General features: G+C 66.8%; 20 protein-coding genes. 10 read left to right on the top strand and 10 right to left on the bottom strand.

Going from position 1 to position 22,309, the window contains the following annotated elements; genetic code table 11:
• The first annotated feature begins 92 nt into the window (after positions 1–92).
• Positions 93–1,430, top strand: a complete 1,338-nt coding sequence (locus CVV76_RS06305; protein WP_102223758.1) for a phospholipase D-like domain-containing protein — start codon at positions 93–95, stop codon at positions 1,428–1,430.
• Between the two features lie 69 nt (positions 1,431–1,499).
• Here the strand turns inward: CVV76_RS06305 and CVV76_RS06300 are convergent, their stop codons facing one another.
• Positions 1,500–2,576, bottom strand: coding sequence for an AI-2E family transporter (locus CVV76_RS06300; protein ID WP_158243106.1), 1,077 nt, complete (start codon positions 2,574–2,576; stop codon positions 1,500–1,502).
• 181 nt (positions 2,577–2,757) lie between these two features.
• Here CVV76_RS06300 and CVV76_RS06295 point away from each other — a divergent pair, with 181 nt between their 5' ends.
• On the top strand, positions 2,758–2,955 hold the full coding sequence (locus CVV76_RS06295) for a CsbD family protein (RefSeq protein WP_102223756.1): 198 nt from the start codon (positions 2,758–2,760) through the stop codon (positions 2,953–2,955).
• Between the two features lie 210 nt (positions 2,956–3,165).
• Here CVV76_RS06295 and CVV76_RS06290 read toward each other — a convergent pair whose 3' ends face one another.
• Both CVV76_RS06290 and CVV76_RS06285 read right to left on the bottom strand, forming a co-directional pair.
• Positions 3,166–3,360: a PLDc N-terminal domain-containing protein gene (locus CVV76_RS06290; protein WP_102223755.1), complete on the bottom strand. Its 195-nt coding sequence runs from the start codon at positions 3,358–3,360 to the stop codon at positions 3,166–3,168.
• Between the two features lie 105 nt (positions 3,361–3,465).
• Positions 3,466–3,639, bottom strand: a complete 174-nt coding sequence (locus tag CVV76_RS06285; RefSeq protein WP_102223754.1) for a DUF1328 domain-containing protein — start codon at positions 3,637–3,639, stop codon at positions 3,466–3,468.
• Positions 3,640–4,068: 429 nt separating this feature from the next.
• On the opposite strand from CVV76_RS06285, the gene CVV76_RS06280 reads away from it, so the two are divergent.
• A complete protein-coding gene (locus CVV76_RS06280; RefSeq protein ID WP_146010253.1) occupies positions 4,069–4,281 on the top strand; it encodes a hypothetical protein in 213 nt (70 codons plus the stop codon).
• Positions 4,282–4,400: 119 nt separating this feature from the next.
• Here the strand turns inward: CVV76_RS06280 and CVV76_RS06275 are convergent, their stop codons facing one another.
• From CVV76_RS06275 to CVV76_RS06245, 7 genes are all read right to left on the bottom strand, one after another.
• Positions 4,401–5,852 (bottom strand): mannitol dehydrogenase family protein, encoded by a 1,452-nt coding sequence (locus CVV76_RS06275; protein WP_102223809.1) that lies wholly within the window; start codon positions 5,850–5,852, stop codon positions 4,401–4,403.
• A gap of 140 nt (positions 5,853–5,992) precedes the next feature.
• A complete protein-coding gene (locus CVV76_RS06270; protein ID WP_102223752.1) occupies positions 5,993–6,997 on the bottom strand; it encodes an ABC transporter ATP-binding protein in 1,005 nt (334 codons plus the stop codon).
• Between the two features lie 16 nt (positions 6,998–7,013).
• Positions 7,014–7,844, bottom strand: a complete 831-nt coding sequence (locus CVV76_RS06265) for a carbohydrate ABC transporter permease (protein ID WP_102223751.1) — start codon at positions 7,842–7,844, stop codon at positions 7,014–7,016.
• A gap of 12 nt (positions 7,845–7,856) precedes the next feature.
• Entirely contained in the window at positions 7,857–8,729 is an 873-nt protein-coding gene (locus CVV76_RS06260; RefSeq protein ID WP_102223750.1) for a carbohydrate ABC transporter permease, read from the bottom strand.
• Positions 8,730–8,808: 79 nt separating this feature from the next.
• Positions 8,809–10,134 (bottom strand): ABC transporter substrate-binding protein, encoded by a 1,326-nt coding sequence (locus CVV76_RS06255; RefSeq protein ID WP_102223749.1) that lies wholly within the window; start codon positions 10,132–10,134, stop codon positions 8,809–8,811.
• A 148-nt stretch (positions 10,135–10,282) separates the two neighbouring features.
• On the bottom strand, positions 10,283–11,242 hold the full coding sequence (locus tag CVV76_RS06250; RefSeq protein WP_102223748.1) for a sugar-binding transcriptional regulator: 960 nt from the start codon (positions 11,240–11,242) through the stop codon (positions 10,283–10,285).
• Complete coding sequence (locus tag CVV76_RS06245) at positions 11,239–11,958, bottom strand: HAD family hydrolase (RefSeq protein WP_102223747.1); 720 nt, start codon at positions 11,956–11,958, stop codon at positions 11,239–11,241. The genes CVV76_RS06250 and CVV76_RS06245 overlap by 4 nt, the downstream gene beginning before the upstream one ends.
• A 474-nt stretch (positions 11,959–12,432) precedes the next feature.
• Here CVV76_RS06245 and CVV76_RS06240 point away from each other — a divergent pair, with 474 nt between their 5' ends.
• From CVV76_RS06240 to urtA, 7 genes are all read left to right on the top strand, one after another.
• A complete protein-coding gene (locus CVV76_RS06240) occupies positions 12,433–14,013 on the top strand; it encodes a glucan biosynthesis protein (protein ID WP_102223808.1) in 1,581 nt (526 codons plus the stop codon).
• On the top strand, positions 14,010–14,225 hold the full coding sequence (locus CVV76_RS24620) for a hypothetical protein (protein WP_146010252.1): 216 nt from the start codon (positions 14,010–14,012) through the stop codon (positions 14,223–14,225). Before CVV76_RS06240 ends, CVV76_RS24620 begins: the two co-directional genes overlap by 4 nt.
• Positions 14,225–16,027: a glucans biosynthesis glucosyltransferase MdoH gene (gene mdoH / locus CVV76_RS06235; protein WP_102223746.1), complete on the top strand. Its 1,803-nt coding sequence runs from the start codon at positions 14,225–14,227 to the stop codon at positions 16,025–16,027. Before CVV76_RS24620 ends, mdoH begins: the two co-directional genes overlap by 1 nt.
• A gap of 271 nt (positions 16,028–16,298) precedes the next feature.
• Positions 16,299–17,933 carry a phospholipase C gene (locus CVV76_RS06230; protein WP_102223745.1) on the top strand — a complete coding sequence of 545 codons (1,635 nt, stop codon included), beginning with the start codon at positions 16,299–16,301 and terminating at the stop codon, positions 17,931–17,933.
• Between the two features lie 29 nt (positions 17,934–17,962).
• The gene (locus CVV76_RS06225; protein ID WP_102223744.1) at positions 17,963–19,339 is read left to right on the top strand and encodes a cytochrome-c peroxidase; all 1,377 of its coding nucleotides are present in this window, start codon (positions 17,963–17,965) and stop codon (positions 19,337–19,339) included.
• 63 nt (positions 19,340–19,402) lie between these two features.
• A complete protein-coding gene (locus tag CVV76_RS06220; RefSeq protein ID WP_102223743.1) occupies positions 19,403–20,551 on the top strand; it encodes a THUMP domain-containing class I SAM-dependent RNA methyltransferase in 1,149 nt (382 codons plus the stop codon).
• Between the two features lie 395 nt (positions 20,552–20,946).
• Complete coding sequence (gene urtA / locus CVV76_RS06215; RefSeq protein ID WP_102223807.1) at positions 20,947–22,251, top strand: urea ABC transporter substrate-binding protein; 1,305 nt, start codon at positions 20,947–20,949, stop codon at positions 22,249–22,251.
• Positions 22,252–22,309: the final 58 nt, after the last annotated feature.

Genomic DNA, 22,309 nt, shown 5'->3' with positions numbered 1-22,309 from the left:
CGGGGCCGACTGTGCACGTTCAGGGTTTGGGCTAATGGACTGGGAATGACGGTGCTAGCAGGTGCAGAAGGCTGCCGGGCGTGGTGAGGGTCATGCTCACCGGCGACGAAGCCAACGAAGCGTATGAGCGCGCCTTTCTTCAGGCGCGCCATGAGGTGTGGCTGGCGCTGCCCCGCCTTGATCCTGATCTTCCCCTTCTGAGCGCGCAGGCGCAGCGGGTCGGCACCGACTGGGGCGCGCTCGTCTCGCACACGCTGGGGCGTGGGGTTCAGGTCAACCTCCTGCTGTCGGACACCGACCCGTTCGCCGATGCCGGCGCTCACCAGCGCACCCACGCCTGCGCCCGCCGCCTGCGCGCCGCCAATCCGCGGGCGGGAGAGCGGCTCCGGATCTCGACGTTGATGCATCCGGCGCGGCTGGGCGCGGTGACGCGGACCGGCTGGGGCGTCGGTGCTCGCTGGGCCGGCCAGCGCCGGCAGATGCGCGCGACGCTGGCCCTGCTGGGGTCGATGACGCCCGAGGCGCGGGCCGAGGCGTTGCTCGACATGCCGGGGCTGGCGCCCCATCTCACGGGCGCCGACGGCCCTGCCCCCCGGCTGCGGCGCACGCTGCTGCCGCCGCTGGCCGCGGCCCGGCATCATCACCGGCTGATGGTGGTCGACCGGCACAGCCTGATCCTCGGCGGCCCGGACAGCGACCCCGCCGCCGCGGGCTATGGCCTGCGGCTCGTGCGCGAGGGCACCTCCGCCGCCGACGCGCAGGCGCATCTCGAACATTTCGCCGAGGTCAGCGCCGGGCGTGCCGATCCGGGGACGCATCGCCACCTGCTGCGCACCCTGACCTGTCCGTCGCGGCGGCCTGGCGGCCTTGTCGCGCTGCGCTCGGACATCGCAAACGCCCACGCCGCGCTGGCCCGCCGGGCCGAGGACCTGATCTATATCGAGACCCGGCGCCTGACCGATCCCAAGCTTGTCCATGCCCTGGCCGCGGCCGCGGCGGCGCGGCCTGGGCTAGGCCTGATCGTGATGCTGCCGGGCGAGGGGGCGGCGAACGGCGGCCCCGCCGGTGCGCCGCCCGCCGCCCAGACCGACGCGCTGCGTCAGCTCGCGCGGGCCTATGGCAACCGTTTCTTTGCGGGACAGGCGACCGTGCCGATCAGTCCGGCCGGGCAACGGCTGGCAATCTTCGACAGGCGCGCCGCGCTCCTCGGCTCGGCCGACCTCACGCCCGAGGCGCTCCATGTCGACACCGAGGCGGGCCTCTACATCCGCACGATGCGCGAGATCGGGGAAATCGCGGGCCGTGTCGGCGCCTACTGGATGGCCCGCACCGCAACCGCAGCGCCGATCGCGGGCACGTCCGTGGTGTCATTGTGGAAGGCCCGGGCGGAGAGCGGCGGCGGGCGGATGCGGCCCTATCCCCTGAACTGATCGGGCGGCGACGCCTGGGAACGTGCGCGCGACAGCGGCACACTCAGCTCCTGCCCGTGCGCGATCCGCTCATTCGGCGGCCTGGCGGTTCGGCGGGACGGCAAGGTCCGGCTCCACCTCCGGCAGCGCGCCGGCAAGCACCAGCCCCCAGAGCAGCAGCGGGATCGCCACGACGCCCCCGACCGGCCCCCAGAGCCAGAACCCGAAGATCAGGGCAAGGAACACCAGAAGAGGGTTCACCGCGACATGCTTGCCCACCATCGTCGGCGTCACGAACTGACTCTCGACCACGATGAGGAGGATGTAGACCCCGCCGGGCAGCAGGGCGTTCGCCCCGTCGAAGGAGGCAACCCCCGCGTAGATCAGCGCGACCAGCGTCAGGCCCGGCCCGAGGTAGGGAATGAAGTTCAGCACAAAGGCGATCAGCCCCCAGCTCATCGCCTGGGGCAGCCCCATCAGTTGCAGCGCCACGCCGGTGCAGATGCCGAGCCCCGCGTTGATGACGCTGATGGTCATGAAGTACCGTGCGACCCGGCGTTCGGCGGCGCGCATCTTGACGACCGCGCGCCCCCGCTCCTCGGGCTTGAACAGCCGGCGGGCGGCCCAGTCGTAGATCTCCATCCGCGTCAGCAGGAAGAAGAACAGCGCGCCCACGAAGATCATGAAGCCGCTGACGATGGTCGGCGCCATCATAAGCGCGCTGCTGAGGTCGGGCATCTTCACGCCCGTATCGGCGGCCTGCTTTCCGCCCTCCTCGGCCGCCTTGGCGGCGGGGGCGATGGCCTGGCTCACGTCCTTGGACACCTCGCCCAGCCCCTGCAGCAGCGAGCGCATCGCCTCGACCGCGTCGCGCACATCGTGCATGACCTTGGGGGCCTCCTTCACCAACTGCTCGATCGCCGGCTGGAACAGGAGCGCAAAGCACGACAGCACGACCAGGGTGAGGCAGAGGGTAAGCGTCGCGCCCACTGCATGCGGCAGGTGGCGGCGATCGCATAAGTCTGACACCGGCGACAGTACGACCCCAGTGACCAGCGCCAGCGCGATCGGCGCGAAGACGTCGCCGACGATGTGCAGCGCCGCGAAAACGACCACGACCCCAACGAGGATGATCGCGACCTGCGCCAGCGTTTCCGTTCGTGCCACCCCGGTTTCCTCCCTGCGCCTCGCGTGAGGCAATGATGTGAAACGTCCGCGCCGCGGCGCCGGTTCCGGCCCGGCGAAAAGCGGCCCAAGGGGCGGCAATCCCACCGGCAGGCCGGAACTTTCCGACGTCTCGCGCGTCATCCCCCGCACATGCAATCGCCTCTGATGAAAGGAGAAAGCGATGAACAAGGACCAGATGGAAGGCAACTGGAAACAGCTCAAGGGCAAGGTCCGCGCCAAATGGGGCGACCTCACCGATGACGACGTTGCCAGCGTCGATGGACGGCGCGAAGTCCTTGCCGGCAAGATCCAGGAGAGGTACGGCAAGACCAAGGAAGAGGCCGAGAAACAGATCGACGAATGGCTCGGCTCCAACTGAGCCGATCCCGATCTGACCGACGTTGCGGGGCGCCTGCGGGCGCCCCTTTTGCTTGCGCCCTGCCCGGCTCTCTTGAGTGCCCCCGGGCGCGCTGCAGCATCAGCAGGCGGACATGCACATCCCGAACCCGCAAACCCCGGACATGGAAATCCCGGACATGTAAAAGGGCGCCGCGGGGCGCCCTTCACCTGTGTCGGATCTGAAGCCGGTTCAGATCGCGCTGGCGCGTCCGCTGCGCGGCCCGATAACCAGCCACAGGACGAGGCCGAGGATCGGCAGGAACAGGATCACGAGGACCCAGATCAGCTTTGAGAGCGAGCTTTCCGAAGATCCGATGACCGAGACGATCGCGACGATGTCGAGAATCAGGATGATCAGGGACCCGATGGTGCTGAGGATGAACATGTCAGAACTCCCGTTTGCAGATGCGAAGGCGGCCGCCCGGCGCTGCCGAGGCGGCCGCCCTGTTTCGCGATGTGTCTCTCTTGCCCCGCGTCGCGGGAAGCCGGATCAGACCGGCGGACGGCCACGCACCGCGCGGGCGACCATTGCGACGACGAACAGGATCAGGAACACGACGAACAGGATCTGCGCGATCCCGGCCGAGGCGCCGGCGATGCCGCCGAAGCCAAGCGCCGCGGCGATGAGAGCGATGATCAGAAAGGTAACGGCCCAACCAAGCATGGTAACCTCCTCTAGGTGACTGACAGCGAGGACTTTTGTCCCGGTGTTGCGATGTCAGGTAAACGTCGGAACGGCCCGGCGGTTCCCTCTGCGCTTCCCGGCGGCGCGCGCGGATCGCCCCTCGCGCGCGCGTGCATGCGAGCGATATACCGGATCTCTTCCGTCCAGACCCGCACCTTGGCATCGGAAAGATTTCCAGGAATTTCAGCGTGCGGTTCTTCACCCGCCGCCCCCGGCCGCGGCGGACGATCCCAACGGCGCGTCCAGTCCGGCCCGTCGTCACGCGAACCGGTAGCGGGCGTGTTTTCCATACCACGGTGACGGGCCTGACCCGAACGCGCCCACAGGCGACGGAACCTCGGCGGGCGGGCGCACGTTGATAGGCCATGATCCGCCGACTGGATAGTCCGCCGAACGGGGAGACGACCTATGAAAGCTGCTCTGATGATCACAGCCTTTGGCGCCATGACCGGGACAACCCTGCTTCTCGGCACACTCAGCCTGCTCTCGGACGGTGCCTCGCCGGTGATGAATCCCGGGATTCAGGCCCGCCAGGAGGCCCCGGCACAGCCGCAGGCGCGCATGGCCGACCTTGGCGACACGGCCCCCGCGACGCTGCACCTCGCCTCTGCAGGAAGCTGACGCCCCGCTCGACCGAAAGCATCCGCACCCTATGAAATGCGAAGGCCCGGCGCCCCCCATGGCGACCGGGCCCTCTGTTGTCCGGTGAGTGGGATTCGGCCGGATCGACCCCGCGGCGTTCAGCCTTTCAGCGGCTTGTCCGAAAGGTAGCGCGCCAGCACCGCGCGGGTCCCGTCGGCCCAGAGCGCCGTCAACGCCTCGGCGAAGGCCGCGGCAAAGCCCGCATCCTCGCCCGCCGCCCCATAGACCTCGCGCATGGCGAGCCACTGGGCCGGATCGTCCTTGGCCGCCATCGCGCGCCCGGTAAGTTGCGCCCAATCGGGATCGTTCGGCGCGATCTCGGCACCGCTCTCGTCGACCCCGGCGCAGTAGCGGCACCAGAGCGCAGACAGCAGCGCAAGGCCCTTCGGCACATGCCCGTTGGCAAGGTTGTCGCGCACCGAGGGCACGATGAACTTCGGCTGCCGGTTCGACCCGTCCAGACACAGGCGGCGGATCGTGTCGCCGATGTCGGGGTTGGCGAAACGGGTCTCGATCAGCGTCAGGTAGTCGGGAATCGAGGTGTCGGGCACCGGCGGAACGTGCGGCACGATCTCCTCGACCTCGACCTTGTGGAGGAAGGCCGCGACCTGTTCGTCCTGCATCGCCTCGTGCGCGTAGGTGATCCCGAGGAGGCCCGAGGGATAGGCGATGACGGCATGCCCGCCGTTCAGGATGCGGATCTTCATCATCTCGAAGGCATGGACCTGATCGGTGAAGGTCACGCCAACCTCTTCCAGCGGCGGGCGGCCCTGCGGGAAGTTGTCCTCCAGCACCCACTGGATGAAGGGCTCGCACAGCACCGGCGCCGCGTCGTCCACGCCGAATTCCTCGGCCACCAGCGCGATCTCGCGGTTGCCGGTGGCCGGGGTGATGCGGTCGACCATGCCGTTCGGGAAGGCCACCGTCTCGGCCACCCACTCGGCGAAGGCGGTGTCGAAAAGCTTTGCCAGCCCGACGATGGTGTTCTGCGCGACATGGCCGTTGCCCGGCAGGTTGTCGCAGCTCATCACAGTGAAGGGCGGAAGGCCGGCCGCGCGGCGGATCTTCAGCGCCTTGAGGATCGCGCCGAAGGCCGAGGCGGGCGCGTCGGGATTGGCCGCGTCCTTCACCATGTCGGGGTGGGAGCCATCGAAATGGCCGTGCTGGTCGAGGTAGTACCCGCCCTCGGTCACCGTCAGCGACACGATCCGCGTGGTCTCGGCCGCCATCGCGGCGATCAGCGGGCCGTTGTCGGGCGCGATCGGCACGAAGTCGATCATCGAACCCGTGATCCGGGCGCGGTGGCCTTCGGGTGCCAGCTCCACCACCGTGGTCAGAAGGTCCTGCCCCAGAAGACGCTCGCGCATCGCACCGTCGGCACTGCGCACGCCGGCACCGACCAGCGCCCAGTCATGGCCGAGGCCCTTCTCGAACAGCCGGTCGAGATAGACCGCCTGATGCGCGCGGTGGAAATTGCCCACGCCGATATGCACGATCCCCGGCGAAAGGCCATCGCGCCCGTAGGAGGGACGCGACACCTGCGGGTTCAGCTCCCCGAGGCTTTCGAGCGAAAGTTTGTCCATGAGTTCAGTTCCTTCCATCGCTCAGCTCATCCGTTCCGCAGCGGCCTCCGCAGGGGGCCGCGCATGCACGCGTTTCGGTAGTCCGGTGGCGGGACGGGCCCCGCGGATCACTCGATCCGCAGGCCCTTCGCGTCGAACCGGTGGATCTTGGTCTCGTCCGGGCTCAGCTGCACGGTGTCGCCGTGGCGCACCGGCACCTCGCCATCGCCGCGCACCGTCATCGGCTCTTCCCGGCCCTCGATGTCGACATGCAGGAAGGTGTCGGAGCCGAGATGCTCGGACACCACGACCTTACCGGTCCAGGTGCCGCCCTCGGGCACGATGGAGATGTGTTCTGGGCGGATCCCGATCGTCGTGGCGCCATGGGCCTCGGCCTCGGCCCCGGTGATGAAGTTCATCCGGGGCGATCCGATGAAGCCCGCGACGAAGAGGTTCCGCGGCGCGCGGTAAAGCTCCAGCGGAGAGCCCACCTGCTCCACCCTTCCGGCCTGAAGCACGACGATCTTGTCGGCCATGGTCATCGCCTCGACCTGGTCGTGGGTGACGTAGATCATCGTGGTCTGAAGCCGGGCGTGCAGCTCCGAGATCTCCAGCCGCATGCCTACGCGCAGCGCGGCATCGAGGTTCGAGAGCGGCTCGTCGAAGAGGAATGCCGCCGGTTCGCGCACGATGGCGCGGCCGATGGCCACCCGTTGACGCTGGCCGCCCGAAAGCTGCCCCGGCCGGCGGTCAAGGTAATCGCCGAGGTTCAGCACCTTGGCGGCCCCGTCGACACGCTTGTCGATCTCGGCTTGGTCCATCTTCGCCATCTTAAGCGGGAAGGCGATGTTCTTGCGCACCGACATGTGCGGGTAAAGCGCATAGCTCTGGAACACCATGGCGAGGCGGCGCTTGGCCGGCGGCAATTCGGTCGCGTCCTGGCCGTCGATCGAGATATGGCCGTCGGTCACGTCCTCGAGCCCGGCGATCAGGCGCAGCAGGGTGGACTTGCCGCAGCCCGACGGCCCGACGAAGACCACGAACTCGCCCTCGTTGATCTCAAGATCCAGCGGCGGGATGACCTCGACGTCGCCGAAGCGCTTGACGACCTTGGAAAGGGTGATCTGACCCATTGTTCGGGATCTCCTCTTACTTCACCGCGCCGAAGGTCAGGCCGCGGACGAGTTGTTTCTGGCTGAACCACCCCAGGATGAGGATCGGCGCGATGGCCATCATCGAGGCGGCGGAGAGTTTCGCGTAGAACAGGCCCTCCGGCGAGGAGTAGCTGGCGATGAAGGCGGTCAGCGGGGCTGCGTTGGCCGCGGTCAGGTTCAGCGTCCAGAAGGCCTCGTTCCAGGCGAGGATCACGTTCAGGAGGAGGGTCGAGGCGATCCCCGGAACCGCCATCGGCGTGAGGATGTACAGGACCTCTTCCTTGAGGGTGGCACCGTCCATCCGGCAGGCCTCGAGGATCTCGCCGGGGATTTCCTTGAAGTAGGTGTAGAGCATCCAGACGATGATCGGCAGGTTGATCAGCGTCATGACGATGACAAGGCCGGTGCGGGTGTCCATCAGGCCGGTGTTCTTGAAGATCAGGTAGATCGGGATCAGAACGCCGACCGGGGGCAGCATCTTGGTCGAGAGCATCCACATCAGGACGTCCTTGGTCCGCTTGCCCGGCACGAAGGCCATGGCCCAGGCGGCCGGGATCGCGATGATCAGCCCGATGATCGTCGATCCGACCGAGATCACCACCGAGTTGAAGAAGTAGAGGACGTAATCCGACCGCTCGCTGACCTCGAGATAGTTCTCGAGCGTCCAGTGGAAGAAGAAGAAGTGCGGCGGCGTCGCCACGGCCTCGCCTTCCGTCTTGAACGAGGTGAGGAAGGTCCAGAGGATCGGGAAGAAGATCAGGAGCGCGATGATCCAGGCGATCACCGTGACCGTGATGCGGCGTTTCGTGGTTACCTTGCGGGCCATGTTCCCCCCTCCTCAGGCGTCGAGGTTCTTGCCGATCATCCGCATCAGGAAGATCGCGACGATGTTGGCGAGGATGACGGCGATGATGCCGCCGGCGGAGCCGCCGCCCACGTCGAATTGCAGGAGCGACTGGGCATAGACGAGGTAGGTGAGGTTGGTCGAGGCATTGCCCGGGCCGCCGTTCGTCGTCACCAGGATCTCGGCGAAGACCGACAGCAGGAAGATCGTCTGGATCAGGATCACCACGGTCGCGGCGCGCGACAGGTGCGGCACCGTGATATGGAAGAACCGCGCGAAGGGCCCGGCGCCATCCATCTCGGCCGCCTCGACCTGCTCGCTGTCAAGCGATTGCAGCGCGGTCAGAAGGATCAGCGTGGCGAAGGGCAGCCATTGCCACGACACGATCAGGATGATCGAGAACAACGGCGCCTGCGACAGGAAATCGAACGGCGCGAACCCGAAGGAGGTGGCGATCCAGCCGAACAGGCCGTTCACCGGGTTCATGAACATGTTCTTCCACACCAGCGCCGAGACGGTGGGCATCACGAAGAAGGGGGCAATCACCAGGATGCGCACGATCCCCTGCCCCCAGACCGGCTGATCCAGAAGCAGCGCCAGCAGTGTCCCGCCGACCGTGGTGATGAGGAGGACGCCCCCGACCAGCACCAGCGTGTTGATCAACGCGGTGATGAAGGCAGGATTGGTAACAAAATACTTGTAATTCTCAAACCCGATGAAGTTGTGCGCTCCGGGCATGAGCAGGTTGTAGTTCAGGAACGAGAAGTAGACGGTCATCGCCAGCGGGACGATCATCCACAGAAGCAGCAAGATCACCGCGGGGGAAATCATCAGCCGCGCGGCCGCGCGCGAATGTTGGGTCGCCATTCTTTCCTCCCTGAACCTATGGCGTAAAGGGTGCGCGGGACCGGAAGGGAAGAACCGGTCCCGCGCGGTAACGGGCGGCTTACTTGATGTAGCCGGCCTTCGTCATTTCACGGGTCGTCAGCGACTGGGCGTTCTGAAGCGCCTGTTCGCCGGTCTCCGACCCCGCCAGCGCGGCCGAGAACTGCTGGCCCACCGCCGTACCGATGCCCTGGAACTCGGGGATCGCCACGAACTGGACACCGGTGTAGGGAACCGGGTCGACCGTCGGGTGCGTCGCGTCAGCCGCGTCGATCGACTTCAGCGTCATCTTCGCGAACGGGATCTTGGCGTACTCGGGGTTCTTGTAGAGCGAGGTACGCGTTCCCGGGGGCACGTTGGCCCAGCCGTCCTTCGACGCCACGAGCTCGGTGTACTTCTTCGAGGTCGCCCATTCGATGAAGGTCTCTGCGGCCTTCTCCTTCTTGGTGCCCGCCGGGATCGCCAGGTTCCACGACCACAGCCAGTTGGCGTCCTTGCTCACGCCGTCCTTGTGCGGCGCCATGGCAAAGCCCACGTCCTTGGCGACCTTGGAGTTCTTCGGGTCGGTCACGAACGAGGCGGCGACGGTGGCGTCGATCCAGATCCCGCATTTGCCCTGCTGGAACAGCGCGAGGTTCTCGTTGAAGCCGTTGGACGAGGCGCCGGGCGGGCCGTAGTTCTTCATCAGGTCGAGGTAGGAGGACATGGTGTCCTTCCACGCGGCGCTGTCGAATTGCGGCTGCCACTTCTCGTTGAACCAGCGCGCGCCGAACGAGTTCGACATCGCGGTCAGGATCGCCATGTTCTCGCCCCAGCCGGCCTTGCCGCGCAGGCAGATGCCATAGACGCCGGCCGACTTGTCGGTCATCGCCTTGGCGGCCTTCGCGATGAAGGCCCAGGTGGGTTTCTCGGGCATCTCCAGACCGGCCTTCTTCATCAGGTCGGTGCGGTACATGGTCATCGAGCTTTCGCCGTAGAACGGCGCGGCGTAAAGCTTGTCCTTGAGCGTCAGCGCGCCCCGGATCGCCGGCAGGATGTCCTTGGTGTCATAGCTGTCGGGGAAGTTCAGCGGCAGCAGCCAGCCCTGCTTGGCCCAGATCGGAACCTCGTAGTTGCCGATGGTCATGACGTCGTAGTTGCCGGCGTGCGTGGCCACGTCCGTCGTCACCTTCTGGCGCAGGACGTTCTCTTCCATCGTCACCCATTTGACCTTGATGTCGGGGTGCGCCTTCTCGAATTCGCTGGTCAGCCCCTGCATCCGGATCATGTCGCCGTTGTTCACGGTCGCGACGGTGATCGTCGTTTCGGCCATCGCCCCGGTCGCAGCCCCGGTCGCGAACATGCCGACGGCGCACGCCCCCATGAGGGCGCGGAATCGTACGGTCATCGGAATCCTCCCATTTACTTTGTGTCCTGAGCATATGCCCAGGTCGCGGGCATATGCTCACCAAACTGTGGTACTGTGTCAACGCAAAAATCCGCCGCGCTGCGGCGAGCGCAACAATCCTTTTCAGGATCAATCAGTTAGGAAAATCTCAGCCGAGCAGGGCTTCTGCCGTCTCTTCGCTGGTCAGCAGGCCATCGAGCAACTTACCGGCGAGTGCAGCCGCCAGCGGAACAACCTTGTCTTGTCCCGCAGCGATTCCGATCACCTGCCCGCCGGCCTTGCACTGGGCCTTGAGCCCCCCCACCCGCTGGGCGAGGCCCTCCTCGATGTAGCGGCCTCGGTCGTCGAAGCACCAGGTGGCGATCTCGCCCACCGCGCCGAGCGCGCGCTGCTCGGCCAGGTCGCGGGCCGAGATGAACCCGTCGACATAGAGCGGCGCGCTGTCGGTCATGTGGCCGACCCCGACGAAGGTCACGTCGGCCTGCGCCGCCAGCCGCGCCACGATCTTGAGCTGCGGCAGCTGATAGAACATCCGCCGGATCTCGGGGTCGTCGATGATCACCGGCAGCGGCATCGGGTAATGCGGCGCCCGCACCGTGTCGGCCGTGCGCATGATCACGTCGTAGTTCGAGGCCGAGCCGTCCGGCGCGATGTTCCCGATCAGCGAGATCAGCTTGTGCTGTTCGCACGACATCTTGGGCAGTTCTTCGACCATGGCGCGCAGGGCCCGGCCGGTCCCAAGCGCGATGATCAGCGGGTCGGGCTGGCGCAGGAACCGTTCCATCACGCTTGCCGCCACCGGGGCGAGGCCGCGCACCGGGTCGACCCCGGGCCCGAGCGAGGGCGCCACGCGCACCGTCTGCAGCCCGAACTGCGCCTTCAGCGCGGCCTCGAGCGCAAGGCAACGGGCAATGCGGTGTTCCAGCCGGACATGGATCAGCCCCTCGGACATCGCCTTCGACACCAGCCGCTGCGCCCGTTGGCGCGACACGCCCAGCTCTGCCGCGATCTGGTCCTGTGTCAGCCCGCCAACGTAATAGAGCCACCCCGCCCGCGCCGCCGCATCGGTCGCACGGTCCTCCGGGTCGAGGGCGGGTTTCTTGTTCACGTGACGGACTCCGTTCGGGACAGGTCGGGATTGGCCAGTTCCGGGAATTGCACGAAAAAGCCCGCAAATCCAGTCAGGGTGACGTCCGGGTCAGGTTCGTCTTCCGGCAGCGTGACGCCCGCCATGTGGCTGCCACCGGTGAAATGGACCACCGGCATCGCCGCCGCGCGGGCCGCGCGCAGGCCCATCAGACTGTCCTCGATCACCAGGCACCGCGCGGGCGCCACCCCCATCCGCGCCGCCGCGTGAAGGAAGAGATCCGGCGCCGGCTTGCCCCGCGCCACCTCGGACGCCGTGAAGATCCGCCCCTCGAACCGCGCCGCGAGGCCGGTCAGCATGAGCGAGTGCCGGGCCCGTGGCGGGCTGGAGGACGTCGCCGCGCAATAGGGCACTCGCAGCCCGTCGATCACTTCAGAAACACCCGGCATCACCTTGAGATCGCGGTCGAAAGCCGCCAGAAGCCGGGCACGGTAATCGGCCTCGAAACTGGCAGGAAGATCAATGCCGAAGGTCTCGCGCACGTTCTGGAGGACCACCGGGTAGGACCGCCCGAGGAAATGCCGCGCGACATGGGCCATGTCGATCGTCACGCCATGCGCCGCCAGTTCGGCGATCAGCATTCGCGCGCTGATCACCTCGCTGTCGATCAGCACCCCGTCGCAATCGAAGATCACCAGGTCGATCCCCGCCCCGCTCCCCTTGCTCGCCTCGTCCATGACCGCCCCTCCTTCTCGGCCGGGACGATAGAAGCCACGCGGGGCAGCCTCAAGCCCGGGGTCGACGGCGCCGGAACCCCGCCCCCCGAAGCCAGCCCCGCGCCGCACTGCACGAGGGCAGCAAGATCCGAACGCCCATCGGCGCACTCGATGCGGGGTACATAAGGGCGGAGTCGCCCCAGGGTAGATCGCGCGACGATGACGCGATTGTGCGCGGCGGCCCCCTTCCGTCGGGTTCGGCGCGCCGACGCACAAGAAACGGGCAGTGTGGCAGGAAACCCCCGTTCTTTCGGCATAAATCGGCCATGCCGCACGGCGGCATTTGACCTTTTCGTGCTTTGGCGCAATGTGGCGCGAATGCCTGCTGCCGAAAAGATAGACACCTTGAAGACGCTGCCTGATTCGTTCCTTCCCGATCGCCAATTCGTACCGGGGCGCCGTCGCGTTCTGGGATTTCTCGCCGCCACCACCGTGATGGCGGGGGCCGTGCCGCGCGCGCTGCGTGCGCAGACCGCCCCGGCCCCGGCGGCGACGGCCAATCCGCCCGCCACGACGCCGGCCGAACCCGCGACGCCGCCCGATCAGGTGGCGGGCGTGCGGCCGTTCTCCTACGACATCCTGACCCAGGAGATGAAGGCGCGCGCCGCCAAGCCCTATCAGGAGCGCAAGCTTACCGACACGACGCTGACCAAGCTCAGCTACGACGATTACCAGCACATCCAGTTCCGCCGCGACAAGGCGCGCTGGCAGGACAAGGATGAGCTGTTCCGGGTCGAGGCGTATTACCTCGGCTGGCTCTACCAGACCCCGGTCGAGCTCTACGAGGTTGACGCCGGCAAGGCGCGGCCGATCGTCTTCGAAGCGCAGGATTTCCAGTATTATCCCGGCCTGAAGGCGGACCTTCCAAAGACCGGCACCCTGCCCGGCGTGGCGGGCTTTCGCATCAACACGCCGATGAACCGGCCCGACAAGTTCGACGAGATGGTATCGTTCCTGGGGGCGAGTTATTTCCGCGGCCTCGGGCGCGGCAACGTCTACGGGCTTTCGGCGCGCGGCGTTGCCGTGAACACGGCGATCTCGGGCTCCGAGGAATTCCCCGTCTTCACCGATTTCTACCTCGAGAAGCCGGCACCGGGGCAGGAAAGCGTTACCATCTACGCCGCGCTGGAAAGCCCGTCGCTGACAGGCGCCTACCGCTTCGTGATGACGCCCGGCGCCGATACCACGATGGACGTGACCGCGCAGCTTTTCCTGCGTGCCGATATCCAGCAGCTGGGGATCGCGCCGCTGACGTCGATGTACCTGTTCGGCGGCAATGATCCGGGCGATTTCAACGACTACCGCCCCGAAGTTCATGACAGCGACGGGCTCCTGCTCGACGATGGCGGGGACGAGCGCTACTGGCGCCCGCTCAACAACCCGGCGCAGCTCGCAAGCTCCTACCTGTCGTCCGAGAACCCCAAGGCGTTCGGGCTGATGCAGCGCGATCGCGCCTGGCCGGATTACCTGGACGCCCAGGCCCAGTACCAGAAGCGCCCCTCGCTCAAGGTCGAACCGCTGGGCGACTGGGGCAAGGGCATGGTCCGGCTGGTCGAGATCCCCTCGCAATACGAGACCAACGACAACATCGTCGCCTTCTGGATCCCGGCCGCGCCGGCGAAGGCCGGCGATGCGCTGACTTTCGCCTATCGGCTGAACTGGGGCATGCTGCCCCTGCCGTCCGATCACACGCTTGCCTATGTCAAGCGGACGCGCACCGGTCACGGTGGCGTGGCGGGGTCTAAACCCAAGGCTGACACAAGAAAATTTGTTGTGGACTTCGAAGGCGGGCTGCTTGGAAATCTGCCGGCCGATGCACAACTGAAGACCAACCTGGCAGTCGCCAAGGGGAAGGTAGAAGAGCAGACCCTCTCAAAAATCGAGGGAACCAATACATGGCGTTTGGTCGTTGATGTATCAGCGTCCAAAGGCACGATCATCGAGCTTAGCGCGGTGATCGAAGGATATGGGCGCACGTTGACTGAAACCTGGCTCTATCAATGGATCAAGGAATGATTGCTGCTGCTGCTGTCACTTCTGCCCCGGCCGATGCGCAAGGGGCCACCTCCACGAACATGACAAGCGATCTGGACCTCGCGGCGGATTTCGCACCGCCCGCGGCCCCGATGGCAATGCCTAAACAGATCATCGAACGTTCGGTCGCGCGCGGTGCTTCGCAGCGCCTGCGCCTGCCGTTCTTCGGCGGCCGGATGCAAGGCCAGCCCTGATGCCCGCACGCCTGCCCGCCGACGGCTCGTCGCGGCTGGCGCGGACGGTCGCGCTGGCGTTTTCCGCGGTCATGGGTGTGGGCGCATGCGGGCTCATCCTGCAGGCGTCGGAGACCGACGGGATCGACATGCTCGATCTCCTGCGCGCCTTCCTGATCCTGATCACCACGTCCTGGCTGGCCTGGGGCGCCGCGCAGGCGCTTCTCGGGCTGGTCAGCCGCCCGGCGGCGCCACCGCCGGAGGGTCCGCGGCCGGCGCAGCCGTCACGCACCGTGGTGATGGTTCCGATCTGCAACGAGGACCCGGTCGCCACCTTTTCGCGCGTGGCGGCGATGGATGCCTCGATCATCGCGGCGGGACTTGAGGAGCAGGTGCACTTCGCCATCCTCTCCGACAGCCGAGACGAGGCCGTGGGCCAGCGCGAGCGTTTCTGGTTCGCGCGTCTTCTGGCCGAGTGCCGCGCTGCCGGCTCCGGCGAGGGGCGCATCTTCTACCGCCGCCGCACCTCGAACGAGGGGCGCAAGGCCGGCAACATCGAGGAATTCGTGCGCCGCTACGGGGGCGCCTACGAATTCGCGGTGATCCTCGACGCCGACAGCCTGATGGAGGGCGCCACCATCGCCGAAATGATCCGGCGGATGGAGGCGGAACCGAACCTCGGGCTGCTCCAGACCCTGCCCAAGATCATCGAGGCGCGGTCGGCCTTTGGCAGGTCGCAACAATTCTCGGCCGCGTTCTACGCGCCGGTCTTCGCGCGCGGCCTTGCACAGATGCAGGGCGCCACGGGGCCGTTCTGGGGCCACAACGCGATCGTCCGCGTCCGCGCCTTCGCCGAAAGCTGCGGCCTGCCGGAACTGTCGGGCCCCCCGCCCTTCGGCGGCCCGGTGCTGAGCCACGACTACGTCGAAGCCGCCCTGCTGGCGCGCAACGGCTGGATCGTGCGGCTGGACGACGACCTTCAGGGATCGTTCGAGGAAGGGCCGGAGAACATCATCTCCTACGCGCGCCGCGACCGCCGCTGGGCGCAGGGCAACCTGCAGCACTCGCGCCTCGTGAACGCGCCGGGGCTGCGGTTCTGGCACCGGTTCGTCTTCATCCAGGGGATCCTCGCCTATCTGTCGTCACTGATCTGGGGCGCATTCCTGATCGTCTCGGCGCTCTCGGTGCTGTATGTCGGCCGGCCGAACTACTTCCCGCTGGCGCACCAGCTGTTCCCGGTATTCCCCGACGACCAGACCAAGAAGATCGTGGGGCTGGCAATCGGGGTGGTGGGCCTTCTGGTCCTGCCGAAGCTGCTGATCTGGGTGAAAGCAACGCTAGACGGGCGGGCGCGCGGCTTCGGCGGCGCGTTCTGGGCCTTCGCCTCGTTCTTCTCGGAGCTGCTCCTGTCGTCACTTCTGGCGCCGGTCATGCTGATGTTCCAGGGCAAGGCGGTGCTTCAGGTGCTGTCGGGCCGCGATGGCGGCTGGCCTGCCAACCAGCGCGGCGAGGGCCGGCTGTCGATGGTCGAGGGCTGGGCCGCGAGCGGCTGGATCTCGGTCACCGGAGCGGTCGGGCTGGTCGCGCTCTATTTCTTCCTGCCGGAACTGACGCTGTGGATGACCCCGGTCTTCGCGCCGATGGTGCTGGCCCCGGTGCTGATCGCGTGGTCCTCGCGCCGGCTGACCGGGTCGTTGTTCCTCACCCCGGCCGACATGGCCCCCGCGCCGGTAGTCAAGGCCGCCCGGGCGATCCATGCCGATTGGGAGGCCGACGCCGAACGCGTCGAAGCCGCCCCCGCCCGCGCCGCTGCGGTCGGCTGAACAGCCCCCCTTCCGAAGATACAGCAGCCCGGCCCCCTGCGCAGACCAGCGCGGGGCCCGGGCAGCGCCCTCCCCTCCCCCCGGGACGCCCATGCCATGGGAATGGCAACCGCGCCTTCATCACGCCACTCTCACGCATCGGTTACGCGGCGTGAGGTGCGCTGTCACCGATCTGTCAGACAAGCTTTCTACGCAGCCCTCAACCGGTCCGGACGAGGGCCGGCGGCGATAGCCAGCTACATCGTGCCAGCTTCATCATGAGGGACAGATCATGAGCCACTTCCAACCCCGCACCGCCGTCAGCGCCCTCGTGCTGGCCTGTGCCGCCGCGCTGCCGCTCCACGCGCAGGAGACCGCGCGGCCCAGCACCGCCACGCCGATCAAGCACCTGGTGGTGATCTTCCAGGAAAACGTGTCGTTCGACCATTACTTCGGCACCTACCCGAAGGCCGCCAACCCCGAGGGCGAACCCGCCTTCCACGCCAAGGACGGCACGCCCAAGGTCAACACGCTGGCGGCCGCTGGCCTGCTGGACCAGAACCCCAACAAGACCAACACCGCCAACGGCGAGAACGCCGCGGCCCCGTTCCGCATGGACCGCACCCAGTCCGCCAGCGCCGACCAGAACCACGGCTACACGGCAGAACAGGCCGCCTATGACGGCGACAAGATGGATCTGTTCCCGGCCAACACCGGCAAGGGATCGAAGGGCGGCGCCGGATCCTTCGGCACCAAGGGCCAGGTGATGGGCTATTACGACGGCAACACCGTCACCGCGCTATGGAACTACGCCCAGAACTTCGCGATGAGCGACAATTCGTTTTCGTCGACCTTCGGCCCCTCGACCCCCGGCGCGATCAACCTGATCTCGGGCCAGACCAACGGCGTCGTGCTGCCGATGGGCTACAAGCTGGAGAAGGACGGCACCTATGACCGCGGCCGCGTTGTGCCCGACGGCAACGGCGGCTGGACGATGATCTCGGACCTCGACCCGACGGATGACGTATGCTCGAACCCGAAATATCCGACCGCGCTGATGGGCGGCAAGAACATCGGCGACATGCTGAACGCCCGCGACATCACCTGGGGCTGGTTCGAGGGCGGCTTTGACCTGAGCCAGACCAATGCGAACGGCACCACCGGCTGCGCCCGCTCGCACACCTCGGACATCACCAAGGTGGACCAGGTCGATTACATCCCGCACCACGAGCCGTTCCAGTACTACACCTCGACCGCCAACCCCAAGCACGTGCGCCCCGCATCGGTCGCGGCGATCGGCACCTCGGATGACGGCGGCGCCAACCACCAGTACGACATCCACGACTGGTACGACGCGCTGAAGGCCGGCAACATGCCCGCCGTCAGCTTCCTCAAGGCCTCGGGCTACGAGGACGGCCACGCAGGATACTCCGATCCGCTGGACGGCCAGCACTTCATCGTCAAGGCCGTGAACGCGGTGGAGACATCGAAGTTCTGGAAGGATACCGCGATCATCGTCCTCTACGACGACTCGGACGGCTGGTACGACCACGCCCATGCGGTCATCAACCCGTCGAACATCCCGGTCAAAGGCTATGACGTGCTGAACGGCGACAAGTGCGGCTCGACCGGCGTGGCGCTGCCCGGCATCGACGGCAAGCCCGCGCAGGGCCGCTGCGGCTACGGCACCCGCCAGCCCTTCGTCGTGATCTCGCCCTACGCCAAGACCAACTACGTCGACCACACGCTGACCGACCAATCCTCGGTGATGCGCTTCATCGAAGACAACTGGATGGGCGGCGCCCGTCTGGGTGGCGGTTCCTTCGACGCGGTCTCGGGCCCGATCAACGCGATGTTCGACTGGGCCAAGCCCGCTGCGAAGGCGCTGATCCTCGACCCGAAAACCGGCGAAGCGACCCACTCGTGACCCGACAGAAGACCCGCGGGAGGCGTGACATGCTCAGATTGAAGCGCCTCCTCTTCCTTGCGCCGGCCGGGTTCGCCCTGGCCGGCGTCCTTTCCCAGGTCCCGGCGCGGGCCGATCAGCCCGCGCCCCGGGGGATCGCCCTCCCCGCGCCCGACCCGCTGGCCCATTCCCTCAGCGTGGTCGCCATGCTGGGCCGCAAGATGTTCTACGACCCGGCGCTGTCGGGTTCGGGCCGGATGTCCTGCGCCTCGTGCCACGATCCAGCGAACCATTTCGCGCCCGACAATGCCCGGGCCGTGCAGATCGGCGGGGCGCATCTGGCCAGCCCCGGCATCCGCGCCGTTCCTTCGCTGACCTACCGCATCTTCACCCCCGCCTTCACCTTCGGCCCGCCGAACCCGTCGGAAGAGCTGAACGAGGCCTCGCCCATGGCGGTTTCACAGCAGGGCGCGGCGGCCAAGGGGGTGACCACCGTCGCAGGCCCTGCCACCACGGCGAAACCGCTCAAGACCGCAGGCACGACGACACTTGCCGCCCCGGTGCCGCGCGGCGGCCTGTTCTGGGACGGGCGCGCCGACACGCTGGAGGATCAGACCTTCGGCGTCCTGATGTCGCCCTTCGAGATGGCCAACACCTCGCGCGCCGCCCTGGCCGCCACGATCCGCGCCAGGTACGGCAAGAGGCTGGCCATGCTCTTCGGCAAGGGCGTGATGACCGATGACGACCTGATCATTTCCGAGGCAGGTTTCGCGCTTGGCCGCTACCAGCGGGAGGACCCGGCCTTCCACCCGTTCAGTTCCAAGTTCGACGCGGTGCTGGCGGGAAAGGCGACCTTCACCCCGGCCGAAGCGGCGGGAAAGAAGCTCTTCGACGACCCGAAGAAGGGGAATTGCGCGGCCTGCCACCTAGACAGTTCCGAGACCCCGGGCGTGCCGCCCCTCTTCACCGATTTCGAATACGAGGCGCTTGGCGTGCCGCGCAACCCGGCGATCCCGGCGAATGCCGATCCGGGCTATCACGACCTTGGCCTGTGCGGGCCGCTGCGCGACGACGCAATCGCGCGGAACCCGGCCAATTGCGGGCTGTTCAAGACGCCCAGCTTGCGCAACGTGGCAAGCCGGAAGGTGTTCTTTCACAACGGCGTCTACCACGACCTGAAGCAGGTGGTGGATTTCTACGTCAAGCGTGACACCGACCCGGCGGCGATCTATCCCATGCGGAACGGCAAGCTGAACCGATATGACGACCTGCCGAAGCGCTATCGGGGCAATATCGACTATCTCGATGCGCCTTTCGGTCTGGCCACGCTGGGGCAGAAGCCCGCGCTGACACCGGCCGAGGAAGACGACATCGTGGCCTTCCTCAAGACGCTGACGGATGGCTACACCCCCGCGAAGACGCAGTGACCGCCGGCGCCTCCGCCCGCAGATTCCCGTCGCCCCTGCCCCGCCGCCACGGTATGGAGGCGCATGGACACGGATTTCGAGATCTTCCTCGCCGCCCCCCCGGGGCTCGAAGACACCCTGCGGGACGAGGCCGCCGCGGCGGGCTTTGCGGAGCCCGTGGCCACCCCGGGCGGGGTGACCACGCGGGGCGGCTGGCCCGAGGTCTGGCGCGCCAATCTGGAATTGCGCGGCGCAGGAAGGGTGCTGGCGCGGATCGGCGCGTTTCGCGCCTTTCACCTGGCCCAGCTCGACAAGCGGGCGACGAAATTTCCCTTTGCCGATTTCCTGCCGCAAGGCGCCGCGATGAAGGTCGAGGCGACCTGCCGCCGGTCCAAGATCTACCATGCGGGCGCCGCGATCCAGCGGGTCGAAAAGGCGCTGGAAAAGACCATCGGCGCGACCTTCCCCAAGGCGAACGAGAAACGGCCCGAGGATCCGGAGGACGCGCCAGATGAGGACCTCCTGCGCCTCATGGTCCGGATCGAGGACGATCTTGTCACCCTGAGCCTAGACACCTCGGGCGCGGCCCTTCACCGCCGGGGGTTCAAGGAGGCGGTCGGCAAGGCGCCGATGCGCGAGACGATGGCCGCCCTCTTCCTGCGCCAATGCGGCTATGACGGGTCCGAGCCGGTGCTCGACCCGATGTGCGGCTCCGGCACCTTCCCGATCGAGGCAGCCGAGATCGCCATGGGACTGATGCCGGGCCGGGCACGCAGCTTTGCCTTTGAGCATTTTCCCGGCTTCGAGGCCGCGGCCTTTGCCGCGTTGAAGGCCGCACACGCCCCACGCGACACCGCGCTGACCTTCCACGGTTCGGACCGCGACGCGGGCGCCATCCGCATGAGCACCGCCAATGCCGGGCGCGCAGGCGTCGCGGGGGTGACGCGCTTCACCAATGCCGCGATCTCGGACCTTCAGCGCCCCGAGGGGCCGCCGGGCCTGGTGATCATCAACCCGCCCTATGGCGCGCGGATCGGCAACAAGGGCATGCTCTTCGGTCTGCACGCCCGGATGGGGGAGGTCCTGCGCGAGCGGTTCGGGGGCTGGCGCGTGGGCATCGTCACCTCGGAACGTGCGCTGGCGCAGGCAACGGGGCTGCCGTTCCTGCCGCCGGGGCCGCCGGTGGCGCATGGCGGCCTGAAGGTCACGCTTTGGAGAACCGGGCCGCTCTGACGGCTGCGCCGGCCGGGGCTCTGCCCCGGACCCCGGAGTATTTTCACAAGAAAGACTGGGGGTGCGGGATCCACGACCTGTGTCACGGATTCGTGACAGTCCGTGAATTGAGCGCGCGCGCGGAGATCTGCACAGGAAAGCGGCAACCGCGGGGGGCCATCATCTGCCTGCCATAATTGCGTTGAGCGGCGCACGAGGGGCCGCGATCCTTCGACTGACCGGTTTGACGGTCGTGAAAAGGAGGCGCGGCAACCGCGGGCCTAGGAAACCGGGTGGCCGCCGCGCAGGGTGCAACAGGGTTGCCGTTCGATCCTACACGAACCCCGGGCCGAGGGTAATGGCTCCGGGGGAAGGACCTGGCGGCCCCGACAGGGGACATATTTCCGATGACCAAGATGAACCGCCGCACGCTTTTGCTGACCGGTGCCGCCGCCGTGGCAGCCCCTCTGGCCGCGCCCCGCATCGCGCGCGCCGCCGACGGCGACACGATCAAGCTGGGCATCCTGCATTCGCTCTCGGGCACGATGGCGATCTCGGAGACCACGCTGAAGGACACCATGCTGATGCTGATCGAGCAGCAGAACGCCAAGGGCGGCGTTCTGGGCAAGAAGCTGGAGGCGGTGGTGGTCGACCCGGCCTCGGACTGGCCGCTCTTTGCCGAGAAGGCGCGCGAGCTGATCACCGTCGACAAGGTGGCCGCGATCTTCGGCTGCTGGACCTCCGTGAGCCGCAAGTCGGTGCTGCCGGTGGTGGAGGAGCTGAACGGTCTCTTGTTCTATCCGGTCCAGTACGAGGGGCAGGAAAGTTCCAAGAACGTGTTCTACACCGGGGCCGCGCCGAACCAGCAGGCGATCCCGGCGGTGGATTACTTCCTGGGCGAGCTGGGAGTGGAGAAGTTCGCGCTTCTGGGCACCGATTACGTCTATCCGCGCACGACGAACAAGATCCTCGAGGCCTATCTTCAGCAAAAGGGCATCAAGAAAGAGGACATCTTCGTCAACTACACACCCTTCGGCCAGTCGGACTGGTCCAAGATCGTGTCGGACGTGAAGGCGCTGACGGCCGACGGCAAGCAGGTGGGCGTGATCTCCACCATCAACGGCGACGCCAACATCGGTTTCTACAAGGAGCTGGCAGCAAGCGGGATCACGGCGGACGACATCCCCGTCGTGGCCTTCTCGGTCGGGGAGGAGGAGCTGTCGGGCCTGGGCAAGGGGGATCTGTCGAACCTGGTGGGCCAACTTGCCGCCTGGAACTACTTCGAAAGCGTCGACACCCCCGAGAACAAGAAGTTCATCGAGGAATGGCACGCCTTCACCAAGGATCCCAAGCGCGTCACCAACGACCCGATGGAGGCCCATTACATCGGCTTCAACATGTGGGTGCAGGCCGCCGAACAGGCGAAATCGGTGGACAGCGACGCGATCCAGGCCGCGATGATCGGGCAGGAATTCCCCAACCTCACCGGTACCACGGCGAAGATGCTGCCGAACCACCACCTGACCAAGCCCGTGCTGATCGGCGAGATCCGCGAGGATGGCCAGTTCGACGTGGTCAAGAAGACCGACCCGGTGCCAGGCGACGCGTGGTCCGACTTCCTGCCGGAATCGAAGGACCTGATCTCGGACTGGGCCGACAAGAAGTGCGGCATGTACAACACCGCGACCAACACCTGCGTGCAGATCAAGTCGAACTACTGACCTGAGCGTGCCGGCGGGCCCTTGCCGGGGCCCGCCTCCATCTTGCCGGGGGATTTAC

It is taken from the genome of Acidimangrovimonas sediminis (assembly GCF_002871005.1).
In the GTDB taxonomy this organism is placed as follows: Bacteria; Pseudomonadota; Alphaproteobacteria; order Rhodobacterales; family Rhodobacteraceae; genus Acidimangrovimonas; species Acidimangrovimonas sediminis.
This window is presented reverse-complemented; position numbering and strand designations above follow the sequence as displayed.